This is a genomic window from Caballeronia choica, assembly GCF_001544535.1.
Classification (GTDB): domain Bacteria; phylum Pseudomonadota; class Gammaproteobacteria; order Burkholderiales; family Burkholderiaceae; genus Caballeronia; species Caballeronia choica.
On the sequence record NZ_FCON02000009.1, the window covers coordinates 46,612 to 70,243 of the forward strand.

At 60.6% G+C, this 23,632-nt stretch carries 18 protein-coding genes; 8 read left to right on the top strand and 10 right to left on the bottom strand.

Annotated features, from left to right (window positions below; translation table 11 throughout):
* Window positions 1–130: 130 nt before the first annotated feature.
* Complete coding sequence (locus AWB68_RS06165; protein ID WP_087643465.1) at window positions 131–850, top strand: TetR/AcrR family transcriptional regulator; 720 nt, start codon at window positions 131–133, stop codon at window positions 848–850.
* Between the two features lie 254 nt (window positions 851–1,104).
* On the opposite strand, the gene AWB68_RS06170 is transcribed toward AWB68_RS06165, so the two are convergent.
* Window positions 1,105–1,647, bottom strand: coding sequence for a flavin reductase family protein (locus tag AWB68_RS06170; RefSeq protein ID WP_087643529.1), 543 nt, complete (start codon window positions 1,645–1,647; stop codon window positions 1,105–1,107).
* A gap of 356 nt (window positions 1,648–2,003) precedes the next feature.
* On the opposite strand from AWB68_RS06170, the gene AWB68_RS06175 reads away from it, so the two are divergent.
* Complete coding sequence (locus tag AWB68_RS06175; RefSeq protein WP_087643466.1) at window positions 2,004–2,720, top strand: TetR/AcrR family transcriptional regulator; 717 nt, start codon at window positions 2,004–2,006, stop codon at window positions 2,718–2,720.
* Between the two features lie 79 nt (window positions 2,721–2,799).
* Here the strand turns inward: AWB68_RS06175 and AWB68_RS06180 are convergent, their stop codons facing one another.
* From AWB68_RS06180 to AWB68_RS06210, 7 genes are all read right to left on the bottom strand, one after another.
* Window positions 2,800–3,870, bottom strand: coding sequence for a porin (locus tag AWB68_RS06180; protein ID WP_087643467.1), 1,071 nt, complete (start codon window positions 3,868–3,870; stop codon window positions 2,800–2,802).
* Between the two features lie 307 nt (window positions 3,871–4,177).
* The gene (locus AWB68_RS06185; protein WP_235028233.1) at window positions 4,178–5,290 is read right to left on the bottom strand and encodes an ABC transporter permease; all 1,113 of its coding nucleotides are present in this window, start codon (window positions 5,288–5,290) and stop codon (window positions 4,178–4,180) included.
* Complete coding sequence (locus AWB68_RS06190; protein ID WP_087643469.1) at window positions 5,206–7,683, bottom strand: ATP-binding cassette domain-containing protein; 2,478 nt, start codon at window positions 7,681–7,683, stop codon at window positions 5,206–5,208. Before AWB68_RS06190 ends, AWB68_RS06185 begins: the two co-directional genes overlap by 85 nt.
* Before the next feature lie 938 nt (window positions 7,684–8,621).
* A complete protein-coding gene (locus AWB68_RS06195) occupies window positions 8,622–9,731 on the bottom strand; it encodes a Gfo/Idh/MocA family protein (protein WP_087643470.1) in 1,110 nt (369 codons plus the stop codon).
* Between the two features lie 308 nt (window positions 9,732–10,039).
* Window positions 10,040–11,086 carry a homogentisate 1,2-dioxygenase gene (locus AWB68_RS06200; RefSeq protein WP_087643471.1) on the bottom strand — a complete coding sequence of 349 codons (1,047 nt, stop codon included), beginning with the start codon at window positions 11,084–11,086 and terminating at the stop codon, window positions 10,040–10,042.
* Window positions 11,087–11,231: 145 nt separating this feature from the next.
* Window positions 11,232–12,689: an NAD-dependent succinate-semialdehyde dehydrogenase gene (locus AWB68_RS06205; protein ID WP_087643472.1), complete on the bottom strand. Its 1,458-nt coding sequence runs from the start codon at window positions 12,687–12,689 to the stop codon at window positions 11,232–11,234.
* An 11-nt stretch (window positions 12,690–12,700) separates the two neighbouring features.
* Window positions 12,701–13,459 (bottom strand): SDR family NAD(P)-dependent oxidoreductase, encoded by a 759-nt coding sequence (locus AWB68_RS06210; RefSeq protein WP_087643473.1) that lies wholly within the window; start codon window positions 13,457–13,459, stop codon window positions 12,701–12,703.
* 180 nt (window positions 13,460–13,639) lie between these two features.
* Between AWB68_RS06210 and AWB68_RS06215 the strand changes: the two genes are divergently transcribed.
* Window positions 13,640–14,425: an IclR family transcriptional regulator domain-containing protein gene (locus tag AWB68_RS06215; RefSeq protein WP_235028234.1), complete on the top strand. Its 786-nt coding sequence runs from the start codon at window positions 13,640–13,642 to the stop codon at window positions 14,423–14,425.
* 277 nt (window positions 14,426–14,702) lie between these two features.
* On the opposite strand, the gene AWB68_RS06220 is transcribed toward AWB68_RS06215, so the two are convergent.
* The gene (locus AWB68_RS06220; RefSeq protein ID WP_087643474.1) at window positions 14,703–15,533 is read right to left on the bottom strand and encodes an IclR family transcriptional regulator domain-containing protein; all 831 of its coding nucleotides are present in this window, start codon (window positions 15,531–15,533) and stop codon (window positions 14,703–14,705) included.
* Between the two features lie 122 nt (window positions 15,534–15,655).
* Here AWB68_RS06220 and AWB68_RS06225 point away from each other — a divergent pair, with 122 nt between their 5' ends.
* The 3 genes from AWB68_RS06225 to AWB68_RS06235 all read left to right on the top strand — a co-directional run bounded on the left by AWB68_RS06225 (window position 15,656) and on the right by AWB68_RS06235 (window position 18,474).
* Window positions 15,656–16,927 carry an aromatic ring-hydroxylating dioxygenase subunit alpha gene (locus AWB68_RS06225; RefSeq protein ID WP_087643475.1) on the top strand — a complete coding sequence of 424 codons (1,272 nt, stop codon included), beginning with the start codon at window positions 15,656–15,658 and terminating at the stop codon, window positions 16,925–16,927.
* Between the two features lie 2 nt (window positions 16,928–16,929).
* Window positions 16,930–17,400, top strand: coding sequence for an aromatic-ring-hydroxylating dioxygenase subunit beta (locus AWB68_RS06230; RefSeq protein ID WP_087643531.1), 471 nt, complete (start codon window positions 16,930–16,932; stop codon window positions 17,398–17,400).
* Window positions 17,401–17,487: 87 nt separating this feature from the next.
* Window positions 17,488–18,474, top strand: a complete 987-nt coding sequence (locus tag AWB68_RS06235; protein ID WP_087643476.1) for a 2Fe-2S iron-sulfur cluster-binding protein — start codon at window positions 17,488–17,490, stop codon at window positions 18,472–18,474.
* 234 nt (window positions 18,475–18,708) lie between these two features.
* Here AWB68_RS06235 and AWB68_RS06240 read toward each other — a convergent pair whose 3' ends face one another.
* Entirely contained in the window at window positions 18,709–19,248 is a 540-nt protein-coding gene (locus AWB68_RS06240) for a MarR family winged helix-turn-helix transcriptional regulator (protein ID WP_087643477.1), read from the bottom strand.
* Window positions 19,249–19,769: 521 nt separating this feature from the next.
* On the opposite strand from AWB68_RS06240, the gene AWB68_RS06245 reads away from it, so the two are divergent.
* Together AWB68_RS06245 and AWB68_RS06250 are read left to right on the top strand one after the other, a co-directional pair.
* Complete coding sequence (locus AWB68_RS06245) at window positions 19,770–22,727, top strand: molybdopterin-dependent oxidoreductase (RefSeq protein ID WP_087643478.1); 2,958 nt, start codon at window positions 19,770–19,772, stop codon at window positions 22,725–22,727.
* Window positions 22,697–23,569, top strand: a complete 873-nt coding sequence (locus AWB68_RS06250) for a 4Fe-4S dicluster domain-containing protein (protein WP_087643479.1) — start codon at window positions 22,697–22,699, stop codon at window positions 23,567–23,569. Before AWB68_RS06245 ends, AWB68_RS06250 begins: the two co-directional genes overlap by 31 nt.
* Window positions 23,570–23,632: the final 63 nt, after the last annotated feature.

Sequence of the window (23,632 nt, forward strand, 5' to 3'; positions counted from 1 at the left end):
TCACTATAAGTTGATGACTTTGCACTCTCAAGAGAATTGCAGCCTCCTTCGGGTTATCGCTAGCTCGTTTCGTCATTCTGACAAACCGTCACCGTCAACCTGAAAAGGCGAGCTAAAGGAGCGTTGTTTCATGAATCACCGAACCAAGGTCGCGGAAAGCAAACGCGCTGCCACACGCCATAAGTTGCTGGACGCTGCAATGCGGCTGTTTTCGGACCATACAGGTCCGACGCCTGTTATCGACGACGTAATTCGAGAGGCGAAAGTTTCGCGCGGAACTTTCTATAACTACTTTGATTCTTTGGACGAGGTGCTTGCCGCCATCAGCCACGAACTGAGCGACCAGATGACCACAGACATTCTTCCTGTCCATGACGTCCTGCTCGAACCGTGGCAACGCCTGGCAGTGGGATTTCGTCTCTTCATGGTTCGCGCAATGCTGGATCGCAAATGGGCCGGCTTCGTCACACGCGTGGATGCATGGCAACACAACACGCTCGTGGCAAAGAACATCAGATCGGATTTAGAGCAAGGCAAAGCACGCGGTCAGTTTTCTTTTGACCGCGTCGATGTCGCGACCGACTTTATCGCGGGCGCATCGGCATATTGCATTCAGACTATTCGTCATGGCGTCCCTGAGCCCAACCTCTATATGGATGCGCAGGTGAGGATGGCGCTGACCTGCGTGGGTTGCGACAGAGAGACTCGCGAGCAAGGCGTCGCGTTCTCGTTGTCGCACCTTCAGTCGTGGGCGACCGGCGAAGGAATGCGTACGCCGGCGTGGGCCCTGTATCTGAACACGGAGGATGGGAAACTGTTCCTGTCTCACTCGCCGGTCTCGAATCGATAACCGGCGTACGCATCAAGCAATTGGCCACCCTCGTGAAGCACGTATCGCTGCTGGTCGCTTGGATCCAGATACCGGTCGCAAGGTATAAACCCGTTTCCCCTCCCACTGGCCTTGAGCACCCGGTCAAGCACGGAATCTAATTCGCTTTCTTTCCCACGCTTGACACGAAGAACGGCAAGTTGAGACGGACACACCAAATTTTCACCCACAGGCTAGACTTTCCAAACGCGTAACAAGACATTGCCTAACCACTGCTACCACCCCTCAACCGAACCGTTTGCCCACACCAGGGGAAGGTGGGTAAGAATCTGTCGATATTTCCCGCTATAGAACACCAGCGGACGTTCATTCTCACCGAACCGGACGTATTCGACCTCTCCGATGAAGAGGTAGTGATCTCCGGCCGGATGTACATCTACAGTGCGCAAAACAATCTGCGCTAGCGACCCATCCAGAATGGGAGTTCCTCCCTCATCTGCAAACGGCACCTCGAGTCCATCGTCCGGACTTCCCCCGAAATGCATGCTTAGCGGTCTCTGGCTTTCCGTGAGAAAGTTGATCCCATATCGAACACCGGGTCGCACCCAATTGTTGAAGCGTGAGTTGGCTCTAACCGAAACCAGAACCAGTGGTGGATCAAGCGAGACGGACATGAACGCGTTGGCGGTCATACCGGTCGGCACTCCATCCGCCAGATACGTGACCACTGTTACGCCGGTTGCGAAAAGACCCATACATGCGCGAAGCGTCTTTCCATCATGGAGCTTTTTATCTTTGGATATCACAGTATCTTCCATTATGAGAATCATCTTTCAAATCTGTTGAGGAATATTCCGTTAGCACCGTTCAATTGAATGTTTCCACGCAATCGGCCAGTAGGGCATTTTCGATCTGCTGCCAATCTTTCGCATACGACCACATGTACTGAGCTTGAGCACGCAGAGAGTTTGGAACTGGCTGATCGATACACATATCATTTCCAGACGAGTAAAATATAAGTTGACGGCGTTATCCAGGCAAGCCGAACCAGTGAATGTAGGGGTTTTCGATACTCATCTTTGTCAGTATGACGAAGTGTCAATAAGGCAAGCACCCACAGACAGGAAAGACAGTGGACCCTCAAACCAGGTCATCTGAAAGGAAACGCTTCTTGATGCGGACCAGGCTGCTGGACGCCGCAATGCGGGTTTATGTTCGACGTGGCGGACCGAGGCCCGTGATCGATGACGTCATTCGCGAAGCGAAGGTATCTCGAGCGACGTTCTACAACCACTTCACCTCACTGGACGAAGTGATGGCAGCGATCGGAGAAGAGCTAAGCAATCAGATGACCACGGATATTTTGCCCCTCTACAGCGAGCTCGTAGAACCGTGGGAGCGCGTCTCCGTGGGATGCCGGCTTTTTCTGTTACGTGCCCTTCTGGACCAAACGTGGGCCGCCTACGTAACGCGAGTTGACGCTTGGCCTCAGAATACATTGGTCGCACGATACATGACACTCGACCTGCGGAACGGAAAAGCAGCCGGTCAGTTTCACTATGAGCGAATCGATGCTGCCAGCGACTTCCTAAGAGGAGCAACAGCGCATTGCATTCAGGCAATCATGGAAGGGGTGGACGACCCCAATCCCTATATGGACGCCAGCGTGCGCATGGCTTTCGCTTGCCTGGGCTGTTCGGTCGGTCTCCGCGAGAGAGCCGTCACGTTCTCGCTCGACTACCTTCAAGCTTGGGCGGTGGGCACGACTGGCGCACAAAAACCAAAGTGGATCGACAAGATCAATACAGAGGATGGGCAACGCTTTCTGTCATATCAGTTGCCAAACAGAAGTTCCCCGCGTCCCGCAGACCCAACCGCCCTGCGTATCTGATCGTCGATGGTGTAACCCATGGCCTTCGCCCCGGGTTATCGGTCAGCGCCAAGCATCCTTTCCCTGCCATCAATTGCACTCAGAAGAAGTGCATGATGCCAAAGTAGCCGCCTTGCTGGTTATGGCCAGGCAGCGGCTGGGAGTCGGCCGTTTCCACCGGGAACGCCGACGGCTTGCCGTTGAACATCGCTCCAACGGTCATGTAGAGGAACGTCCGTTTGGACAGGTAGTAGGTGGTGTCGATGGCACCGAGATTCCCGGTGCCGCCGCCATGATTCACGTTCCCGTGATACCAACCGGCCTGCAGGGCGAGAGCGTCGGTTGCCTGATAAGTGGCGCCAAGCCACTCTTGCTGGGCCCGGGTCGCCCCGTAGGGGTTGAAGGAATCGGCGACCGTGTCTTGCCCTGACGAGACAAGCTGCTGGTAGCCGGCGTAAAACTTCACAGGACCGATTACGTAGGTGGCGCCAGCCATGTATTCGCGCGATGCGGCATAAAGGCTCGAGAATTTTCCGTTCGCGTCGCGAAGTTCTTCGTACACTCCGTATGCAGCGAAACTCGTGAGGGTGTACTGTGCGCTCACACTGAACTGACGTCCGCCCTGGAAATTACCTGGCACATTGCCGAAGCCGTCTTGTACCCGGAACGAGAAGCCAGCCCAGGTGGGCGAGTTGTAAGTAATGACGTTCGATCGCGGACCCCACGCGCGTCCGAAAGCGAAGTTTGCAATGCCTGTCCCCACCTGTTCCCCTAGCGGATCAAGGTACCAGCCGGTTTCGTCGGTGAGACTCATCGCTCGTCCGAACCAGATACTTCCGTATTTATCGTTGGACAAGCCTACATAGGCATCGCGGGTAAAGATCGTGTCGGGCGGGATCTGACCCGTTCCTGACGTGAAAAGGCTTTCGAGTTTGAAGACCGCATGAAATCCCCCTCCGAGGTCTTCGTCACCTTTCAGGCCGAACCAGCTGTATCCGTACTGGTTGCTTCCGAACCTGAGATTGTTGTTTGACTGGCCGGTCGGTGTCGCTACGTTTGTCACGTAGTCGATGCCAGCCGCAACGCGCCCGTACAGAGTCACAGAGCTCTGAGCATTTGCATTGCAGATCCCGATGGCCGCCAAAGCGACGAGTAATGTCAGTTTCTTCACTTTGCAATCCTTAACGAAAAATTATCTCCATGAACAACGCGGAGCCCTCTTTCGGGGCCGCACCTTATAAAGGCCTTGCCTTACCACTGATTCGCACAGACAGACCGTAGGCTTTCAATTGCCTCGATCTACTTCGCTCTGCCACAAGCCATAAGCGAACAAAGCGAACCATTGCATTACTAATTGCAAACCGACATTGTCCAGATCTGATCAATTCGCATCCGCCAGCCGCATTGCGGACGCGCATTCCTGCATACCGCCCCGCACAACCCTCGACGATCGTCAGCGCGGACAGAGCGCAAAACGACTACGCCCTTGACGTGCGAAGCGTTCGCAGGAATCCCGGAAGATGACGTACCGTCGTCGCCAACAGAATCGCGCAGGCCTGGACGAGAAGCTGAACCGCGGGGCCTGCGCCAAGCGCCAGCACGAGCTGACCGAGTTGCGCCATGAACAGCGCGGCCACGGCACTCGCGACGACACTGCCTCGGCCGCCGGTGAACGGCGTGCCTCCGACCACCACCGCCGCGATCGCCGGCAGCAGGTAGTCGTTACCCGAAGTCTGCGACCCACTTCCGATGAATCCGGCGAGCAGCATGCCCGCCGCGGAAAAGCAAACGGCGGAGGCAACGTAAGCCCCGATCCTGTACTTCAGCACGTTGACGCCTGCGGCTTCGGCCGCGCGCGGGTTCACCCCCACGGCGACGAACCTGCGCCCTACCGTGGTCTTGCGGGTAATGATCCACGCGGTCGTTACGAACGCGAAGGCAAACCAGACGTTGGCCGGGAGCCCGAGGAACTGGGCGTGCGAAATGGTTTGCATGACGGTCGGGACGTCAACCGGAACGTTACCGGTCAACGAGCGTGCACAGCCAATCAGCAGCGCGTTGACGGCAAGCGTCGCCACCAGCGGCGTAATCGCGACCCTCGAGATGAGCGCACCATTGACGATTCCGACGATCGCGCCGACGCAGACGGTAAAAATGATGGCAAGGACAATTGAATTGAACCCGAACCCCGTTCTGGCCATGACAATGCCCGCGAGCGAAACCATACCGATTGCCGACATATCCAGCCCGCGCTGCTGGATGACCAGCGTTTGGCCCGTCGCGACGATCGCAAGAATGCCGGCGAACGGCAGCATGGCCAGGATCGAGCCTCGCGTCATCGTGCCCGGCGCAACGATGGAACTGCACACGAAGAGCAGGATCAACCCGACCCAGATCCATGAAAATTCATCAATCGCAGGTAGCCGTGCCGGCTTTGCTTTTGAATTCGACTTAGAGGGCTCAAGGAATTCCGACATGACTTCCGCCTGATTGTGCATTACGTTTTTCATTTCGCCACCACCATTTCTCTGCTCTTGGAATAGAGCGCGACTGACGCGAGGATCATCCCGCCCAAGAGGTACGATTGCCACGAGTCGCCGATATCGAGGAATGAGGTGACGACGTTCACCTGAATGATGAGTAGCGCACCCAACAGCGAACCGACGAAGGACCCGCGTCCGCCAAACAGGCTTGCGCCGCCGATCACCACCGCTGCAACGCTTCCGAGCGTGTAGTTGATGCCAGCGCTGGGGTCGCCAGAGCCGGCCTGCGCCATCATGGGCACGGCAGCGACGCCCGCAAGGAACGAACACCCCATGTACGCGGCGAGCGACGTCAGTTGCGGGCGGGCGCCGGACATGCGCGCCGCTTCGACGCGGGAGCCCACGCCGCGCAGTGTGAGACCGGCCCTCGACTTGAACAACGCGATTTCGAGTACCACGGCAAGCACGATTGCCACGATCGCGACAATGGGTATGAAGCCGATTTGGGCACCGATCGACTCCACGATGGAATCCTTGATCAGGCCGCCAGGAACCGGGCGCAGAAGCAGTGACACCGCTTGAAGCGCCATGTATGTTGCGAGCGTCGCCACCATCGGATGCAACCGGAACGGGTTGACCAGCATCCAGTTCACGAATCCGACGGCGAGGGTGACGAGCAACACGATCAGCCATCCTGAGAGCTGATGACCCAGCGAGGCGCCATCATTAAGGAAGAACGACTGGATGACGACGATCAGTCCCATGAGCGGCCCGACCGAAAGATCGATCCCGCCGACCAGCATGAGCATCTGCTGCCCGTATGCGACGATAGCCAGTGTCGCCACGAGCGCCAGCACGCCGCTCAAGTTTCGCGCAGAAAGGTAGGCCGGATTGACGTGCGCCGCATACAGGCCGAGCGCACAGACTGCAACGGCAAGCATCATGAGCGGCGCCCAATCCCCCGCAGCCCACTTCCAGAGCCCGGAGGTCCGGGAAGCGCCCTTCTCCCGTTCAGTCGTCGAAGTCAGGACGGCAGACGTGATGTTGTTCTCACTGACGGCGTTCTCGCCCAATTCCTTGACGACATGGCCGCGCGAGAAGATAAGCACGCGGTCACAGAGTCCCGCCACCTCGTGCGCATCCGACGAAACGACGATCACGGCGGTGCCTGCAGCTGCGGCCTCGCGAAGCACCTTGTAGATTTCCATCCGTGCGCCAATGTCCACGCCCTGGGTCGGCTCGTCGACCAGCAGCACCTTGGGACGACTGGCGAGCACACTCGCCAGCACAAGCTTCTGCTGGTTACCGCCCGACAGGGTACGAATGGGCGTGTCGATGGACGGCGTCTTGACAGCGAAACGCGTCACTGCGTCCCTGGCGCGCTTGGCTTCGCTGCGCTGGCTCACCCAGCCCTTGATGGAATCGAACGGGAGACTGCGGATCGAAAAATTTTCGCGCACCGACAATTCGCCGAAAATGCCCTCGCGATGACGGTCGCCCGGCAGATAACGGATGCCCGAACCGGCGGCAGCCTGCGCGTTATGAAGCTTCGCGCGAACGCCGACCACCGCGACGCTACCGCGGCTTCGCGTCTGTCCCGCGAGGGCCCGCATGAATTCTCGCTGGCCGTTGCCGTCGATCCCCGCGAGGCCGACAATCTCGCCTTTCTTGACCCGAACCGATATGTCGGTAAAGCCGGCACCACGCAGTTCTGTCACGTCGAGAATGACGTTTGCGCCGCCATTGTTCCCCTTGGCCGGGAACTCGCGGTCGAGCGCACCGCCAACGATCAGTTCGACGATTTCCTGTTCGCTAAGGCCTGCGGCCTCATAGGTGCCCTGGCCCTGACCGTCGCGAAGAACCGTCAGGCGATGCGCAATTCTCTGCACCTCGCGGATCCGGTGCGAGATATAGACGACCGAACAACCCGACGCCGTTATCTTGCGGATGCGCTCGAACAAACGGTCGACGTCTTCCGCCAACAGATGTTCGGTCGGTTCGTCGAGGACCAGAACCTTGGGCTTTGCCGCAAGTGCCTTGACGATTTCGACGATGAACCGCTGCTCGGGGCTCAAGCTCACCACGCGCTCGTTCGCATCGATCGCGACATCGTCGCTCCATTGATTCAGGAGCCCGCGCGCCCATTGCGCAACTCCCATCAAGGACGGCCGCTGCTCGGCAGGCACGCCGAGATAAAGGTTTTCCGCTACGGTCAGGTCGGGCATGAGCGCCGGTTCCTGCCGTACGATTGCCAACCCCAACTGGCGAGCCTGCTCCGTGTCGCCTCGCGTTTCCGTGCCGTCGATCAGGACGCGCCCTTTCTCCGGAACGAGGGCGCCGGATGCGACGGCCATGAGCGTGGACTTGCCTGCGCCATTCTCGCCAACGAGACCGTGTACCTCGCCCTCGACCACCGAGAACGTCACGTTGTCGAGCGCCCGGACTCCGGGGAATATCTTGGTGACACCATCGACCTGCAGCAGCGTTTTATGGTCATTCATGATTCGTCTCGAACAATTACTGTGCAATGACTTCCTTGAGCTTGTCTGCAGGAAGCGCGGAGAAATTCGGATTGATAGCTTCGACAGCGGAATTCGATAGCGCGAAAATAAACAGATGGAATGAGGAGGCGGTGACTTGCCGGCATGGCCCAGAATTCGACTGCTGAATTGCATTACTTTTGCCTCCACACGAAGCCCTGCAAGCACGGAGACCAATAGGCCGTCCTCCGCTCGCGCCATCCGACAAAGCATCGCCTGCAGGAATACCGTCACATAAGACGACCGACGGCAGTGGGCCAACAAGACAGCGTCGAAAGCGAACCACCCGATTCGAGTTTTCGTGCACATCATCTTGCACACGATCATTCAACATCAGATCGCTCTATATAGCATGATGTGTTTTGGAATTAACAAAGTCAAGGACCCTCGGGAATCTCCCTATCCATGTCGCGCGGGCCACGGATGTCACATGGGAGTCCGTCTCAAAGCGGACGTGCCTGCGATCGGCGATGTCGCAGCTGACTGCGTGGCGCTTCTTCGCTGCAATCAGTGGTCGCCTGATTCTTCTTGAGCGTGGTGCAATGCAACGACGGACGAGCCTGCCAGCCGGCTGACTCGCGAGTCGACGCGCAGATCGCAGAAGATGTGTAAGTCGTAACTGGACACGCTCCGCGGGATCGGTGCCTGTCGGTCGCGGAGGGATGAGGAACTAGACGGCGGCAGTGTTCGGCTTGCCGTCGATATCGTTCAGGGCGGCTACGCGCTCAATGCCATTTCAAGGCGAGCCACCTCTTTTCAGGGCGCCGCATCGTGCCATTTTCTCTGGGATTACCTTGATTGAAAGTCGCCTATAGAGCTACCGGTGCGAATCCGTTGGCAAGCATATCGAGCTGCCCCTCTTTATCAACCGCTCAACGAATCCACGATCCGGACGCCGATCAGTCGACTCGCACGCGCTTGCGTGTCCGATCCGATCTCTCAATGGCATCAATCACCTTGTGAAGGGCTACCGCGTCATCGAAATCAGGGGCAATGCTGGTTCCCTGAACCAGGTCCTCGGCCATCTGCCGGTAGATGGCGGCCACATTTCGCGCAAGGTCCGTATCCACGAAATCGACGTGGTGCGACTTCGCTACCTCAACCTCCCTATACCCCTGTTCACCCCTCCGGCCAGCCTCCACGCGCAATGGCGAGATATTGATGACGGGAACCTGGTCATTCGTCGCGGTAATGCGCAGATCGCCCAGCGTTCCGTTGATCTCCCACAGCAGCCGCGTGCCGCGCGGCAGGCCGCCGCGAAGCTCCAGCGACAACGGTGCTCCCGACTTCAAAACGGCATTCACCATCACATGATCGTGTGTTTGCATCGGGATCGTTTCGCCCGTCTCGACGATACGCACGGTCTTCCGACGCTGCGACAGCACGCTCCCCACCTCGTCGACGGGGCCGAGCACACTTTGTATGGCAGCGAGTGCATGCCCACCAATGATCGACAGCATGGTTGCGCCGGTGCGCGAATCCATGACGTAGGAGTCGCCGCGCGTGACTTCGTCACTCCAGGTAGGACCGCTGCCAAGGTAGGTCGACGACAACACATCGCCCAGGTATCCGTCAGCCACGATCTTGCGCACGAGTTCTACCTCGGGCGACGCGGTGGCCTGGGTGCCCACCACTGCCCGTACCTTGCTCCGCTTGGCGAGTTCTGCAAGCTCGATGGCTTCTGCAAGGCCGTTTCCGAGCGGCCATTCACAGTAGACATGCTTGCCCGCCTCCAAAGCCGCAGTGACAACTTCGCGATGGTAGGGAACTTTGACCGTTACGGCCACGACGTCGATATCCGGGGAGGCCACTAACTCCGCCACGTTCTCGAACGCGCGCGGAATGCCAAAGGCAGCAGCCGCCGCCTTTGCGCTCGCGAGACTCGTGTTTGCCACGCCGGCGATCTCGAATACATCGGACAGCGCACGCAACGCAGGAATATGAGCTGTCGTACCCCACCCGCGCTCCGTGCTCACTCCTACGATACCCACTCGAAAACGTTTCTTCATCGCATCCTCGAAACCATTGAGTCATTTGTATCAAAAGGCCGCCGCCCTTTGCCAGATACGGCCAGAAGCGAATTCCGCTCGCGGGACGCCATCCGACCTGGCCCGCACGCTGACGTGAAGCCCGGACAACGCGGTGGCCACAGCGCATCGTCCGAGCCGCTCGATGCGGCCCGGAAACGGCGGAATAAAGGCTTGACGAACTAACTTCACTCACTCAAGACTGCTGGCGATGCCTGGAATGGTGCATCGCTTGTCTGAGCGTCTGGGCCATTACGCCTGAGGTACATCGACGCGTAACGTCACGCCGATCATTTGCCCGCACTCGGATGCGGCCCGTATTGGCCCGTCTCCATCAGCTCTGACGCGGCAATGGCCTTCGGTGTCCAACGCAGCGTCGCGCGTGTTTCCAGCAACCAGGCCTGATAGCCCTCGGGAACGTCCTCCGACGGCCCATGGTGGATGACCCCCTTTGGCACACAGGTCAACGTGCCGGGCTCCGCACACCCGCCCCAGACACCGGGTCCCCGCACGTAACAGATCACTTCGTCGAAGTCGGCGTTGATGTGAACCGGTGGCCGCCCACCAGGACGCGCGCTGAGGTTGAACATCAGAAGGTCGCCTGCGCTCGATGACAGAAACTGGCTCGGCGGACCGCCCTCAGGCAGGTAGGCGTGAACCTGGATATGGGCCAGATTCAGCTTCCACACCGGGACGGACTCCGACAAGCGCAGGCCGAGCGCAAGCGGATCATGCGGCATCGTGAAGACCGTGTTCTCGGGGTCGAGGGTTTTCAGCACCAGCCGCGTCGGGCCGCCGGCCGGCATGGAGGAGTCGACCTCGGCATACTTCAGATCGCGCGCAACGTTGAGCAGGCCACTTGGCGCGGGCGGCGCGAGCTTCAGGGCCGAAGGACTCTCGACGATGATGCTTCGCATGGCATCGCCCGTCGGTGCATATCGATACGCGACGGATCGGGGAATGCAGACGAAGTCCCCCTCCGTCGCCGAGAGACAGCCCACGTCCGTTTCGAATCTGACCGTGCCGGACTGGATGAAATGAATCTCGTCCGCTTCGACATTGCGCACGACGTACGGCATGGGCTTGCGCCGTCCCGACACATGCAGTTTGACGCCGACCCTTGAAGTCGCCACGGTGGTCGGAAGAGCCTCAGGGTCGTCCTGATCGTCAGGCGTCAAGCGGTCAAGCACGGCTCGCCGCGGTGCGTGCGGCCCCTGCACGGAAAGATAATCAGGCGCGTAGGTCGGCCGGGTCACGACGGACAGCGCCCCCTGGAATCCGTCACGGCTCCAGAGTTGCACCAGGGGGGGTCCTGCATCATGCGGCTTGCTGCTCATTTGTCCACCTCCTTCGCTCTCCAACCGCCTCCGCCGCCTCTCACTTTCCTTGGTCGACGTCGGCAAGTAACGTTCATATGGCGCTTTTTGCATGAAGGATTGCTCATGCAGGCGTCACTCACGCAGAGCTCCGCTCGCGTGATCGTCAGGGCACCGCACTGGCTTGCGACACAAACTTGGTTACGAGGTAGCCATCGAACGTCTCGCTGCCGCCTTCGCTGCCCATGCCGCTATCCTTCACGCCACCGAGCGGCGTCTCGGCCAGCGCCAGGCCGTAATGGTTGATGCCGACCATCCCGGCCTCGATACGGCCAGCGACGTGTTCGGCGGTCGCAATGGAACTGGTGAACACGTAGGAAGCCAGCCCGTACGGCAGCGCGTTGGCACGCGACAAGGCCTCTTCGGTGCTGCCGAATTTCGTTATCGGCACGACGGGTCCGAACGGTTCCTCGATCATCAGGCGTGCGCTATCGGGCACGTCGGTGAGGATGGTCGGCGCGAAGAAGTAGCCTGTTTCAGCCAGACGGCTGCCACCACAAACCAGCGATGCGCCGCGCTCCCGAGCGTCCGTCACCAGCGCCTGCATTGCGTCGACGCGTCGTTCGTGGGCCAGCGGTCCCATCTGGGTCTCGGGATCGAGGCCGTCTCCGACCCGTAGCGGCGCGTATTCGGCAGCGAAGGCGTCCACGAACCGCTCATAGGCTTTTTCGTGCACGAAGAAGCGGCTTGGTGCCATGCAGACCTGACCGGCATTGCGTGTCTTGGTGCGCGCGAGATACCGCGCTGCCTGTTCTACGTCGGCATCATCGAACACCAGCACCGGCGAGTGGCCGCCCAGTTCCATCGTCATGCGCTTCATGTGCGCGCCGGCGAGCGACGCCAGTTGTTTGCCGACCGAGATGGAGCCGGTGAACGAAATCTTTCGGACCGCCGGAGCGTTGATGAGATGCCTGGAAACCTCGGACGGCACGCCGAAGACGACGTTGAGGCATCCTGCCGGCAAACCCGCATCGTGGAATATGCGCGCCAGCGCGACCACTGCGCTTGGCGACTCCTCCGGGCCCTTCAGTACCATCGTGCAGCCCGCGCCCAAGGCAGCGACCACCTTGCGTAGCGCCAGGTTGAAGGGAAAGTTCCAGGGAGTGAACGCAACGCAAACACCGATGGGCTCACGGGAGACCGTCTGCCGCACGCCTGGCGTGCGCGGCGGGATCACACGCCCATAAATACGCCGGCACTCCTCCGCATGCCATTCAGCGTGCTCAGCACAGTTCTGTACTTCCTGAATGGCTTCGGCCAAAGGCTTGCCCTGGTCGAGCGTAATGTTACGGGCGATCTGCGGAGTTCGCTCCCGGATCAACGAGGCGACACGGCGCAGCAACGCTGAGCGTTCGATTGCCGACGCGTGCCGCCAGGTCTGGAATGCATCGGCCGCTGCGCTCACGGCATCATCCAGATCCTGGGGCATGGCGTGCGGCAATCGGGCGAATGCGTTGCCGGTCGACGGGTTGATCACATCCTGTTCGGGCCGCCCGTCGGCGCTCAGGAAACGGCCACCGATGTAGAGGCTGAGTGCTTCGTAATGTGCGGTTGTGGTGTCCATGGCGGTCTGACTCATAGGAACACACTTCCGCCGTCCACGGCGAGCGTCTGGCCGGTGACAAAGCCCGCACCATCACTGACCAGGTACGCGAGCGCCGCCACGAGGTCGTTTGGCACCTGATCGCGCTGGATACAGCGGCCGGAAGTACGGGCGTTTTCACCAATGCGGTCTTGCAGGTCGGTCTGCAGCACGCCGTCGCTCAGCGTGAAGCCCGGGGCAATCGCATTGACCGTGATGAGGTCCTTCGCCAGTTCCCGCGCAAGCGAACGCGTGAAGGCAATGACCGCCCCCTTGCTGGCCACGTAGTGCGCCATATTCACCGGTCCCTTGATCGGCACAGTGGAAGCGATGTTCACCAGGCGCCCCCGACCGCTTTGGCGCAGGTGCGGCAACACCGCCTTCGCACAGTTGAATGGGCCCAGCGTGTTGACTTCCATCACCCGCATCCATTCCTGATTGGTGATCTGCTCAAACGGCTTGAGCGTCAGGGTGGTAAAGAGTGCTGCGTTATTGACCAGGCCATCGATTCCGCCGAACTCCGAGACTGCTGCGGCCGTCATGTCAGCGACATCCGCTTCGCTGACAACGTCCGTGCGCACGCCGATGGCCTGATGTCCGGACTCGCGAAGCCGCGCTGCGGCTTCGTCGGCGCCACGCAGGTCGGCTATGACGACACGGTGCCCCAACTGCGCAAGGTGTTCGCTGAAAGCGTAGCCAATGCCGCTGGCACCGCCGGTGACAATAAGGCGTTTGGGTAATTCAGGTTTCATGGTTTCCTTCGCAAGTCAGAAGACTTCAGGTAGTCAGGTAGCAATGAGTGAGGCCCGTTTCGCCGGGAACCGCAGGCCCCTTTGCTGGCATTTCGCTACATACCTGATCAGATGTCAAAGATCCGGCTAGAATGTCCGCATACCGGACTTTTGTACGGAATTCGAATTTCGTGAGGGTTTATGGTGTCCGACACGGGCGGGAAAGAATCATCGGAAAGCGAACCGGAATACGTGATGGGCCTCGAAAAAGGGCTGTCCATCATCGAAGCATTCGGTATGAAGAAGGGGCCATTGACACTGACACAGGCGGCAGAGATAACCGGCCATACGAAGGGTTCGGTACGACGCAGTTTGCTGACCCTGTGCAGGCTGGGCTATGCCGCGCAGAATGGTCACAGTTTTGTCCTGGCACCACGCGCCCTGCGGCTGGGCTACGCCTATGTGGTCTCGGATCCGTTGACCAAGGTCGCACAACCTATCCTGGAGATCACCAGCGAACGCACGCAAGAGGCTGCCTCGATCGCTGTGCTGGATTCGCAAGATGCAGTGTTCGTCGCGCGCTCAACGCATCGGCGCAGCCTGGCCAGCGGCTTGGGTGTTGGTTCGCGCTTGCCTGCTTACTGCAGCGCCACAGGGCGCGTTCTGCTGTCAGGACGACCACCGGCCGAGGTGAAATTCATGCTGAACAGAATGGCACGTCCCGCTCTGACGCCTCACACCCGTACTACGACCAGCAGCATCATGAAAGAGATTGAATTTGTGGGCAGACACGGGTACGCCATCATCGATGAAGAACTGGAGATCGGTATTCGGTCGATCGCCGTTCCGATCTCCAACACACGTGGCGAAATGATTGCAGCCATGAGCCTTTCGGTCTCCACAAGCCGCATGACGCGCGAAGGCGTAGTGGAACACCTGCTGCCCGAACTTGAAATCGCCCGCCGTCATCTTGCAGCGCTGTTATAGCGTTCCACCTTTCCCCTGCGTGGCAAGGTCAGCGAGCCTGCGCGGTGGCTCGCACTCGCGCGGTTGATCGGCCTCGGTGGCCGCGAAAATCGTCGGCTATACGACGCCCGGGCGGATGGCGAAGGACCCGGTGCTGGGAGCCACCCATCACTTGCCCCCGTTGCGCCGCGGTCCTACGCGGTCAGGCTCTGGCCGCCGCACTGGTTCCGATCGGCACCAGTGCGCATGAGTGCGCCCGCACCCTACGTCAGGAATCCTCGGTAGGGAGCACGCCTTCCTATAGCGAGCGTTGCAGGCGCTCCGCCGTTTCACGCAGCGTTGGCAGAAAGTTTTCCCGCAACGTTTCGATGTTCACGCGCCCTGAAAATACGCTCACGCTCAGTGCCGCCTCGATCTGCCCGGCGCTGTTCTTCACCGGTACCGCCATTGCCGACATGCCGATTTCCAGTTCCTCGTCGCTGATCGCGTAGCCGTCCTCTGCCGCGCGCCGGATCGCCTTCAGCACGCCGTCGAGATTGGCCACCGTGCGATGGGTGAGCCGCTTCATAAGCACGCTTTCGAGGTGCGCGCGCATCTGCTGTTCAGGCAGGCCGCCGAGCAGCACGCGTCCCGTGGCTGAGCAATAGGCGGGCAGGCGGCCACCGAGCTTCACGCCCGTCGACACGATCCGGACCGCCTCGGCGCGTGCGATGAACACCGCAAAACCCTCGTCCAGCACGGCCAGCGAGACGGACTCCTGCAGCCTGTCGCGCGCGCTCGCCAGCAACGGCTGCGCAATCTGCGTCAGCGACGACGTGCTGAGGTATGCGCTACCCAGACGTAGCATGCGCGGCAGCGGCGTGAAGAACTTGCCGTCGTGCGCGAGATAGCCGAGATCGACGAGCGTCAGCAGGCAGCGCCGCGCCGCGGGGCGGCTCAGGTCAGCCAGATGTGCAGCATCGGAGACCGTCATGCGCGTGGTGTTCGCGCCGAACGCCTCGATGATCGCCAGCCCCTTGGCCAGCCCCGCCATGCCTTCCTTTGCGCGGGCCTGGATTGTCCCGGCCTCTTCCTTGTCGGGCGACAACGCGCCGGCCTCTGTCTTGACAGGGCTTTTGATGGGTGTCATATTGGATCACATACCGAACAATGTACGTTATTCGAACACATTCCGGCGAGGCTGTCAACCAGAGTCCCGCCGCGGTCCTCGCAACCTGTATTCGTCAAACGCCCCGCCAAGGAGTCGTCAACTTGAACATCATCCCCATCCAGCCGGCGCGGCGCGCCAGCATCGAGTGGCCCGCCGAGGGCGTCACGCGCGTGCCCTATGCGCTGTTCCAGAGCGACGAAGTCTATGCGGACGAGCAGGAAGCGATCTTTCGCGGTCCGAACTGGAGTTATCTGTGCCTCGAAGCCGAGGTGCCGAATCCCGGCGACTTCCGCAGCACGTTCGTCGGCGATGCTCCCGTGGTGGTCGCGCGCGACACGGACGGCGAACTCTATGCATTCGAAAACCGTTGCGCGCATCGCGGCGCGATGGTTTGCCTGGAGGACGAGGGCAACGCGAAGGACTTTAGCTGCGTCTACCATGCCTGGACCTACAGCCTGCAGGGCGATCTGCTTGGCGTCGCGTTCCGGGACGGCATCAACGGCCAGGGGGGCATGAAGGAAGACTTCTGCCTCGGCGATCACGGTTTGCGCAAGCTGCGCGTGGCGACGCTGCACGGCCTCGTGTTCGGCAGCCTCTCCGACGACGTGCCGCCGCTCGACGAATACCTCGGCGAGGAGATCGTCGAACGCATCGCGCGCGTGCTCGAAAACCGCACGCCCGTCGTGCTCGGCCGCTTCACGCAGATGCTGCCGAACAACTGGAAGCTCTATTTCGAGAACGTCAAGGATTCCTATCATGCGAGCATCCTGCATCTGTTCTTCACGACTTTCCAGTTGAACAAGCTGTCGCAGCGCGGCGGCATCATCGTCGACCCCAGCGGCGGGCATCACGTCAGCTATTCAGCAGTCGATCACGCGGCTGAAGCGGCAACGCAGGCGGCCACGAACGACTACGCGGGCCAGAAGATCCGTTCGGAGAGCGGCCACCAACTCGAGGACACGTCGGTGCTCGCGGGCGCCGATGAGTTCGGCGACGGCATCACGCTGCAGATTCTTTCGGTGTTTCCGGGCTTCGTGCTGCAGCAGATCCAGAACGCCATCGCGGTGCGCCGGATCCTGCCGCGCGGCGCGCGCCAGACCGAACTGAACTGGACCTATCTCGGCTTCGAGGACGATACGCCCGAATTGCGGGAAATGCGTCTGCGCCAGGCGAACCTCGTGGGCCCGGCCGGCTATGTCTCGATGGAAGACGGCTGCGTGGGCGGTTTCGTGCAGCGCGGCATCGACGGGGCAAGCGACGCACGCTCGGTGATCGAGATGGGCGGCGACGGCACGACCAGCAGCGCGAGCCGCGTGACGGAAGCCTCGATTCGCGGCTTCTGGAAGGCTTACCGTAACGCAATGGGATATTGATGATGACGCAGGACATCCATCAACTGATCGCCCGCGCGCAGGCCGAATACGCGCGCTGCATCGACGACGGCGACCTCGGGCAGTGGCCCGGGTTCTTCACCGCGTCGTGCGTGTACAGAGTCACGACCGCCGACAACCATCGCCGCGGCCTCGCGGGCAGCATGATCTACGCAGCCTCGCACGGCATGCTGGTCGACCGGGTCGCGTCGCTGCGCGACGCCAATATCTATGAACGCCACGCCTACCGCCACCTGCTCGGGCAGCCGTACGTGATCGGCGACGACGGCGCCGAAGCGCGCAGCGAAACCTCGTTCATGGTCGCGCGCATCATGCGCGACGGGACCACCGACCTGTTCGCGACGGGCCGCTATTGCGACGTGTACGTGCGCGACGAGGCGGGCGTGCGGTTGCGCGAGCGCGTCGTCGTGTGCGACAGCTCGCGTATCGACACGCTGCTCGCGTTGCCGCTGTGAAACCCGATGCCGGCGCCCGCCGGCTGATCCGCCCCGAACTTCGCCCCGGACTTTGCCCGACGGCTGACAACGCATCGAGGTCCCATCTTGGATATTCGTATTTCCGTCGCTGAGAGCGACATATCGTTCCCGTGCGCGGCCGGTGAGACCGTGCTCGACGCGGCCGAACGCGCCGGCTATGCGGTGCCGTACTCGTGCCGCAAGGGCGTCTGCGCGTCCTGCGAAGGACGCCTCGTGGCGGGCGCGGGGCGTTCGCCCGTGCAGGGCGCGGTGGTGGCGCCGGTCGAGCGCGCGCTGCTGTGCTGCCTGCGCCCCGACACGGACCTGACGATCGCGCCGCGTCGCATCGAGAAGCGCGACCCCGTCGCGCGCAAGACGCTCGAGGCCTCCGTGTACCGCATCACCCAGCCGGCCGACGACGTCAGCATCCTGCAGTTGCGGTTGCCCGCGGGCGTGCGCGCGAAGTTCGGTGCCGGCCAGTATCTGCAGATCGAGCTGGATGACGGCACGCGGCGCAACTATTCGATGGCGAATGCGCCGCACGAAAACGACAGCGTGCAACTGCACGTGCGCCACGTACCCGGCGGCCGGTTCTCCGAAGGCGTGCTGGGCCGCATCGCAAAGGGCGACAGGCTGCGCATCGAGCTGCCGTTCGGAGAGTTCACACTGCGCGAAGGGTCGGACAGGCCCGCCTTGCTGCTCGCGACAGGCACGGGGTTCGCGCCGGTGAAGTCGATCGTCGAGGACGCCATCAAGCGCAGGCTCGAACGGCCGCTGCATCTGTACTGGGGCGCGCGCCGCGCCGAGGACCTCTATCTCGCGGCACTCGCGCAGAAATGGCACGACAGTGGCCGCGTGAAGTTCGTGCCGGTGCTGTCCGAAGCCGACGAGGCGTGGACGGGCCGGCGCGGCTTCGTGCACGAGGCCGTGCTCGAAGACTTCGGCTCGCTCGCGGGATATGAGGTGTACGCATGCGGCAACCCGTCGATGACGAGCGCGGCGCGCGATGCCTTCGTGAAGGCCGGCTTGCCCGAAGACGACTTCTTCAGCGACGCATTCGTCCATACCGGCTGACGCGCCGGTATCCGTGTCCGTGCCCGCCAGCCCCTGACGTTCCCACAATACAAGCAAGGAGACGAAAATGGGGCGCTCGTTCCGCCTGCAGAATGGCTTCGGCAACCATTGCAACGTGCGTCGTCACCCTCCAATTGGAGAGGGAAAAGATTGCGTCTGCTTCGAGAGGTTGCAGCAGGCACCGATGACGCCGGGGCTGTCGCCCCCGTGAACGGAATCATCCGCTCGAAGCCTTCAGTCCAGGGCCGCTTCGTCCTTGGACATACGAATCAAATTGTTCTCAATCTGATGCGCGACCTTCCAGAACACCCGCATGTCACGCGGGGAAATTCCGTCGAGCGAGGCCGAGAACATGTCCACGAGTTCCGGCAACATGTCGTTGACCAGGCGCCTACCCTCGTCCTTAAGACTGACGTAATACTTTCTTCGGTCTTTAGGGTCCCGAACCCTTTGCACGAGCCCGCGCTTTTCCAGGTTGTCGAGTGCCGGCACTGCGGTCGTCGAGGCAATCCCCACTCGCTTGCTTAATTCGAGCTGGTTCAACTCGCCGCGCTCGGCCAGTACGCGAAGGTAATACCAATACGCAACGGTAAGGTTTTCCCTATCGAGAATTTTCTGGCCTTGTGCGTCATAGAGCCGGCGCACGGTTCTCGCCATCCATGGCACAGTTCGGCCACGCTCATCAAAGTGTTCGGGCGAGAGCTTCGCGGCTGCCTCGCCTGCCGGCTCGCGATCGAAAGTTGTCTTGGCGACGCTGGGATTCGACTTGGACATTCCCTCATTCCTTTATGAATGGGCAAACCGGGCAGATTTCCGGGCCACAAACAAATGGTAGTCAGGGCACACCCCACCCCAGTAGCCCTTGACTTTACTTGCACCAACCTACATCATTCGATATAGATTGATTTTTTTCGGTATCATTTCTTTACAGATGATTCGCCGTAGATAAAATCATACACGTGATCGACCGCTGCGTCGCGCTGCTCCGAAAAATTCGCTCATCGGGGCGCAATTCGGAACAGCATGGGACCGATGTCGCGGATCGTTCCCGGAAACACGGAGAGACAGGTAAATCCATTCAAGGCATAGCCGAGAACCGAGGGGCCGCGCGATGCCGTGGCCGCCTGAAACTGGCCTGGAATGGGTGATCGGAGTATGCGTACTCACGCAAGTAACTTTTTACTTATCGGCAACGACGCCTCGGACCAGCACCGGTAGCCGGCTGCTCGACCGATGCCTGACCGGCAGTCGTTGTGTCCAATCAGAGCGCAGTTCTGCTCAGGGGTGACATTCTCATGCAGCGCAAAATCGTTGTTCTTATCCTCTGGCTCATGCCGGCTGTCCTGCGTATTGCGGCCCGCAGGTTTCCGTCCGTGCGCGCGCATCTCGCCACAGGAAATGGCGTCATCCAGCTGCGGCTCAGAGACAACAGTCTCGCGAGGCAGCTTCATTTCAAGGATGGCAGCGTGTCCGGACGCTGGGGAGTGTGCGCCGAGCCCGACGCAGAGCTCATCTTCATGGACGCCGCGACAGCACATAAGATGTTCGCGCCGAAAACCGATCATGCGTTCCTGATCGATGCGCTCAAGAACTTCAAGATCACGCAAGGCGGAAGCGACGAGAAGCTCGTGTGGTTCGGCCAACTCGTCAACACGATGAAGACGGCTGCGTGGCGCAAGGGCACGCCGATGAAGGACGGAACCACGCGTTTCGTCACACTCACCAATGGCGGACCTGTGTTCGTCTTCGTCAAGGACGACAAGATCGTCCGCACCACGCCCATCGATCTGGAAGGGGACGATGGACCGAGTTGGAGTATCACGGCGAGAGGTCGCCGCTTTTCGCCGGCGCGGCGCGCGACGGTCAGCCCGCATGCGCTCTCCCTCAAATCGCTCGTGTACTCCGAGAAGCGCCTCCTCTATCCGATGAAGCGCGTCGACTTCGACCCCAATGGCGAGCGCAATCCCCAGAATCGCGGGATCTCGGGCTATGAACGCATCAGCTGGGACGAAGCGCTCGGTATCGTCGCCGGAGAAATCCGCCGCATGAAAAAGGATTACGGCCCCGGGGCCATCGCCATGGCCACGGGCGCACACCACCAGTGGGGGAACATCAACTACTACCTGAGCGCGATGCTGCGCTTCGGCAACCTGATTGGACACACCCGCGTCGAACCGAGTCCGATCAGTTGGGAAGGGTGGTACTGGGGAGCGATGCATCACTACGGCAACAGCCTGCGCCTCGGCACGCCGAGCTTTTACGGCACGACCGAGGACTGCCTTCAGCATGCCGAGGTCATCGTGTTCTGGTCGAGCGATCCCGAATCGACGAGTGGTGTCTATGGCGGATTCGAAGGCACCGAGCGCCGGCTATGGGCCAAGCAACTCGGCATCGAGTTCGTGCATATCGATCCCTATCTGACGCACTCCGCTCAATTCCTTGGCGGGAAATGGCTGCCGATCAAGCCGGGCACCGACTCGGCGCTCGCGATCGCCATCATGCACGAATGGATGGTTAGCGGCAGCTACGATCAAGCGTACGTGGCATCGAATACGACGGGCTTCGATGAATGGAGCGCTTACGTCCTCGGCAAAGAGGACGGCTTACCGAAGACGCCGGAGTGGCAAGAAGCGGAAACCGGTGTCCCCGCCAAGGATGTCCGCAGTCTGGCGCAGTTGTGGGCGTCAAAGAAGACCTATCTCGCGGCTGGCGGCCTCGGGGCAGGCTTTGGTGGTGCATGCCGCACCGAGACAGGCGCTCAATGGGCGCGAAGCGTCGTCATGATGATGGCAATGCAGGGGTGGGGGAAGCCGGGGATCAACTTCGGCAATTTGCAGATCGGTGCACCGCAGGACCTCAATTTTTACTTTCCCGGGTACGCCGAGGGCGGAATCTCAGGCGATCTGAACAACACTGCGAGCGCGGCCAACAACTACTGCCGCATGCCTCACATCATCACGATCAACCCGGTGAAGCAGTCCGTCCCCCGCCAACGGCTCGCCGAAGCCATCGTGCAGGGAAAGGCGGAAGGCTACGCGTGGGACGGCTTCTCGATCGAGGGACAATTTGCCGAATACTCGTATCCGAGGCCGGGCTATTCCCGCATCCACATGCTGTACCGCTACGGCTCGTCATCGTTCGGCACAACGCCAGGATCGAACAGGCTCGTTGAAGCGTATCGCCATTCATCGCTCGAATTTATCGTCAACCAGTCGATCTGGATGGAAAACGAGGCCCAGTTCGCCGACATCATTCTGCCTGCTTGCACCGCGCTCGAACGTGACGACATCTCCGAATGGGCCAACTGCGGCGGCTACATCCAGCATGCACAGAGCCAGCTCAATCACCGCGTGGTGACCATGCAGCACAAATGCATCGAGCCCCTCGGAGAATCCAAGTCGGACTATCAGATCTTCCTGGAAATCCTGACCAGGCTGGGATACGGCGGGATGTACTCGGAAGGCGGCTGCTCCGAATTGGCCTGGTGCGAGCGGATGTTCAATTCAACGGACTTGCCCAAGCAGACCACCTGGAAGAAGTTCCTGCAAAAAGGCTATCACGTGGTGCCGCCGCCGAAGGACGACGACCAGCCGCCTGTCGACATGCGCTGGTTTGCAGAGGGCCGCAACAAAGACTTGCCGGAAGCCAATCCGCTGCCAGGTGTGTATTCGATCGGCTTCGGCGACGGGCTGCCAACTCAGTCAGGCAAGTTCGAGTTCGTGCCGTCGAGCCTGCGCCGCATCGAACAGACTGATCCCGCAAGGCCGGCCGTCAACCGATACATGAACCGCTCCAGCGCCGCGAATCAACCGTTTCCGCTGCAGCTCGTGACCAACCATCCGGTCTACAGCTTCCATACGCATGCGGACGGGAAGAACAGTCACGTCAGCATGATCGACGAACACCGGATGGAGGTCGGCGGGTATCGATATTGTGTCCTGCGAATGAGTCCCCGCGATGCGGAGATTCGAGGTGTACAGCGTGGCAATCTGGTTCGGGTCTACAACGCGCAGGCGTCGGTCATCTGTGCCGTGGACGTCTCTCAGCTCGTCAAGGCGGGGGTGACGCGCGGCAACGAGTCGTGCGCCGTGCTCGACCTGATCGAGACTTCGGTGGGCCTGGTCGATCGCGGAGGCTGTCTCAATCTCCTGACGCCAGGTTCAAAAATGAGTCCGACCGCGGACGGAATCATGCCCAATAGTTGCTGGGTGGAGGTGGAAAAATGGGACTCAAGACTCGAGAAAGCAGCGTGAGCAGCTGGGCGCTGGTTGTTGATGTTTCACTCTGCATCAATTGCAGAAACTGCGTCCTCGCGACCAAGGACGAGTACACCGGCAATGCCTTTCCGGGTTATTCCGCGCCCCATCCGCCGGAAGGCCTGGAAACGATCCGGATCGAACGTCACATTCGCGGTGAAGGCTCGCTCGTCGATGTCACCTATATCCCGAAGACCTGCAATCACTGCGACAACGCACCCTGCGTCAATGCGGCATCGGACGGCGCGATCTACAAGCGTCCGGACGGCGTTGTCGTGATCGACCCGGTCAAGTCGCATGGCCGGCGCGATCTGGTCGGGACATGCCCTTACGGCATGATCGAATGGAACGAACAGGAACAAGTGCCGCAGAACTGGAACTTCGACGCTCACCTGCTCGACGCTGGCTGGAAAGAGCCGCGCTGCGCGCAGGCCTGCCCCACCAAGGCGATCCGTGCGTTGAAAATAGAGGACGCCCAATTGGCGGACATGGTCGAGAAAGAGCACCTGTCAGTCATTCGCCCCGACTTCGGCACCAAGCCGCGCGTCTTCTACAAGAACCTGGACGATGCGCTCAGCCATCTGGTGGCAGGCAACGTCTGCGAAGACCTGGGTGGCGGTCGACTGCGCAATCTGGAGGGCGCGGAAGTTGTCCTGCGCGACTCCTCCGATGGAAGCGAACGCGCAACCAGGACCGACCATTTCGGCGACTTCCGATTCTCCGGGTTGATTGCGCCGTCATCGCGCATCGAGTTGCGGGTGAGGAAGGACGGAATGGAAAAGGTCCTCGATACGAGAGAGCGCACTGGAAGCGTCAACCTCGGCACGCTACTCTATTGACACCGAGGTCTCTAGAAAAGTGAGCGCGAAACAGAGCTAAGGCAACGCTGAACAAGTACCTGA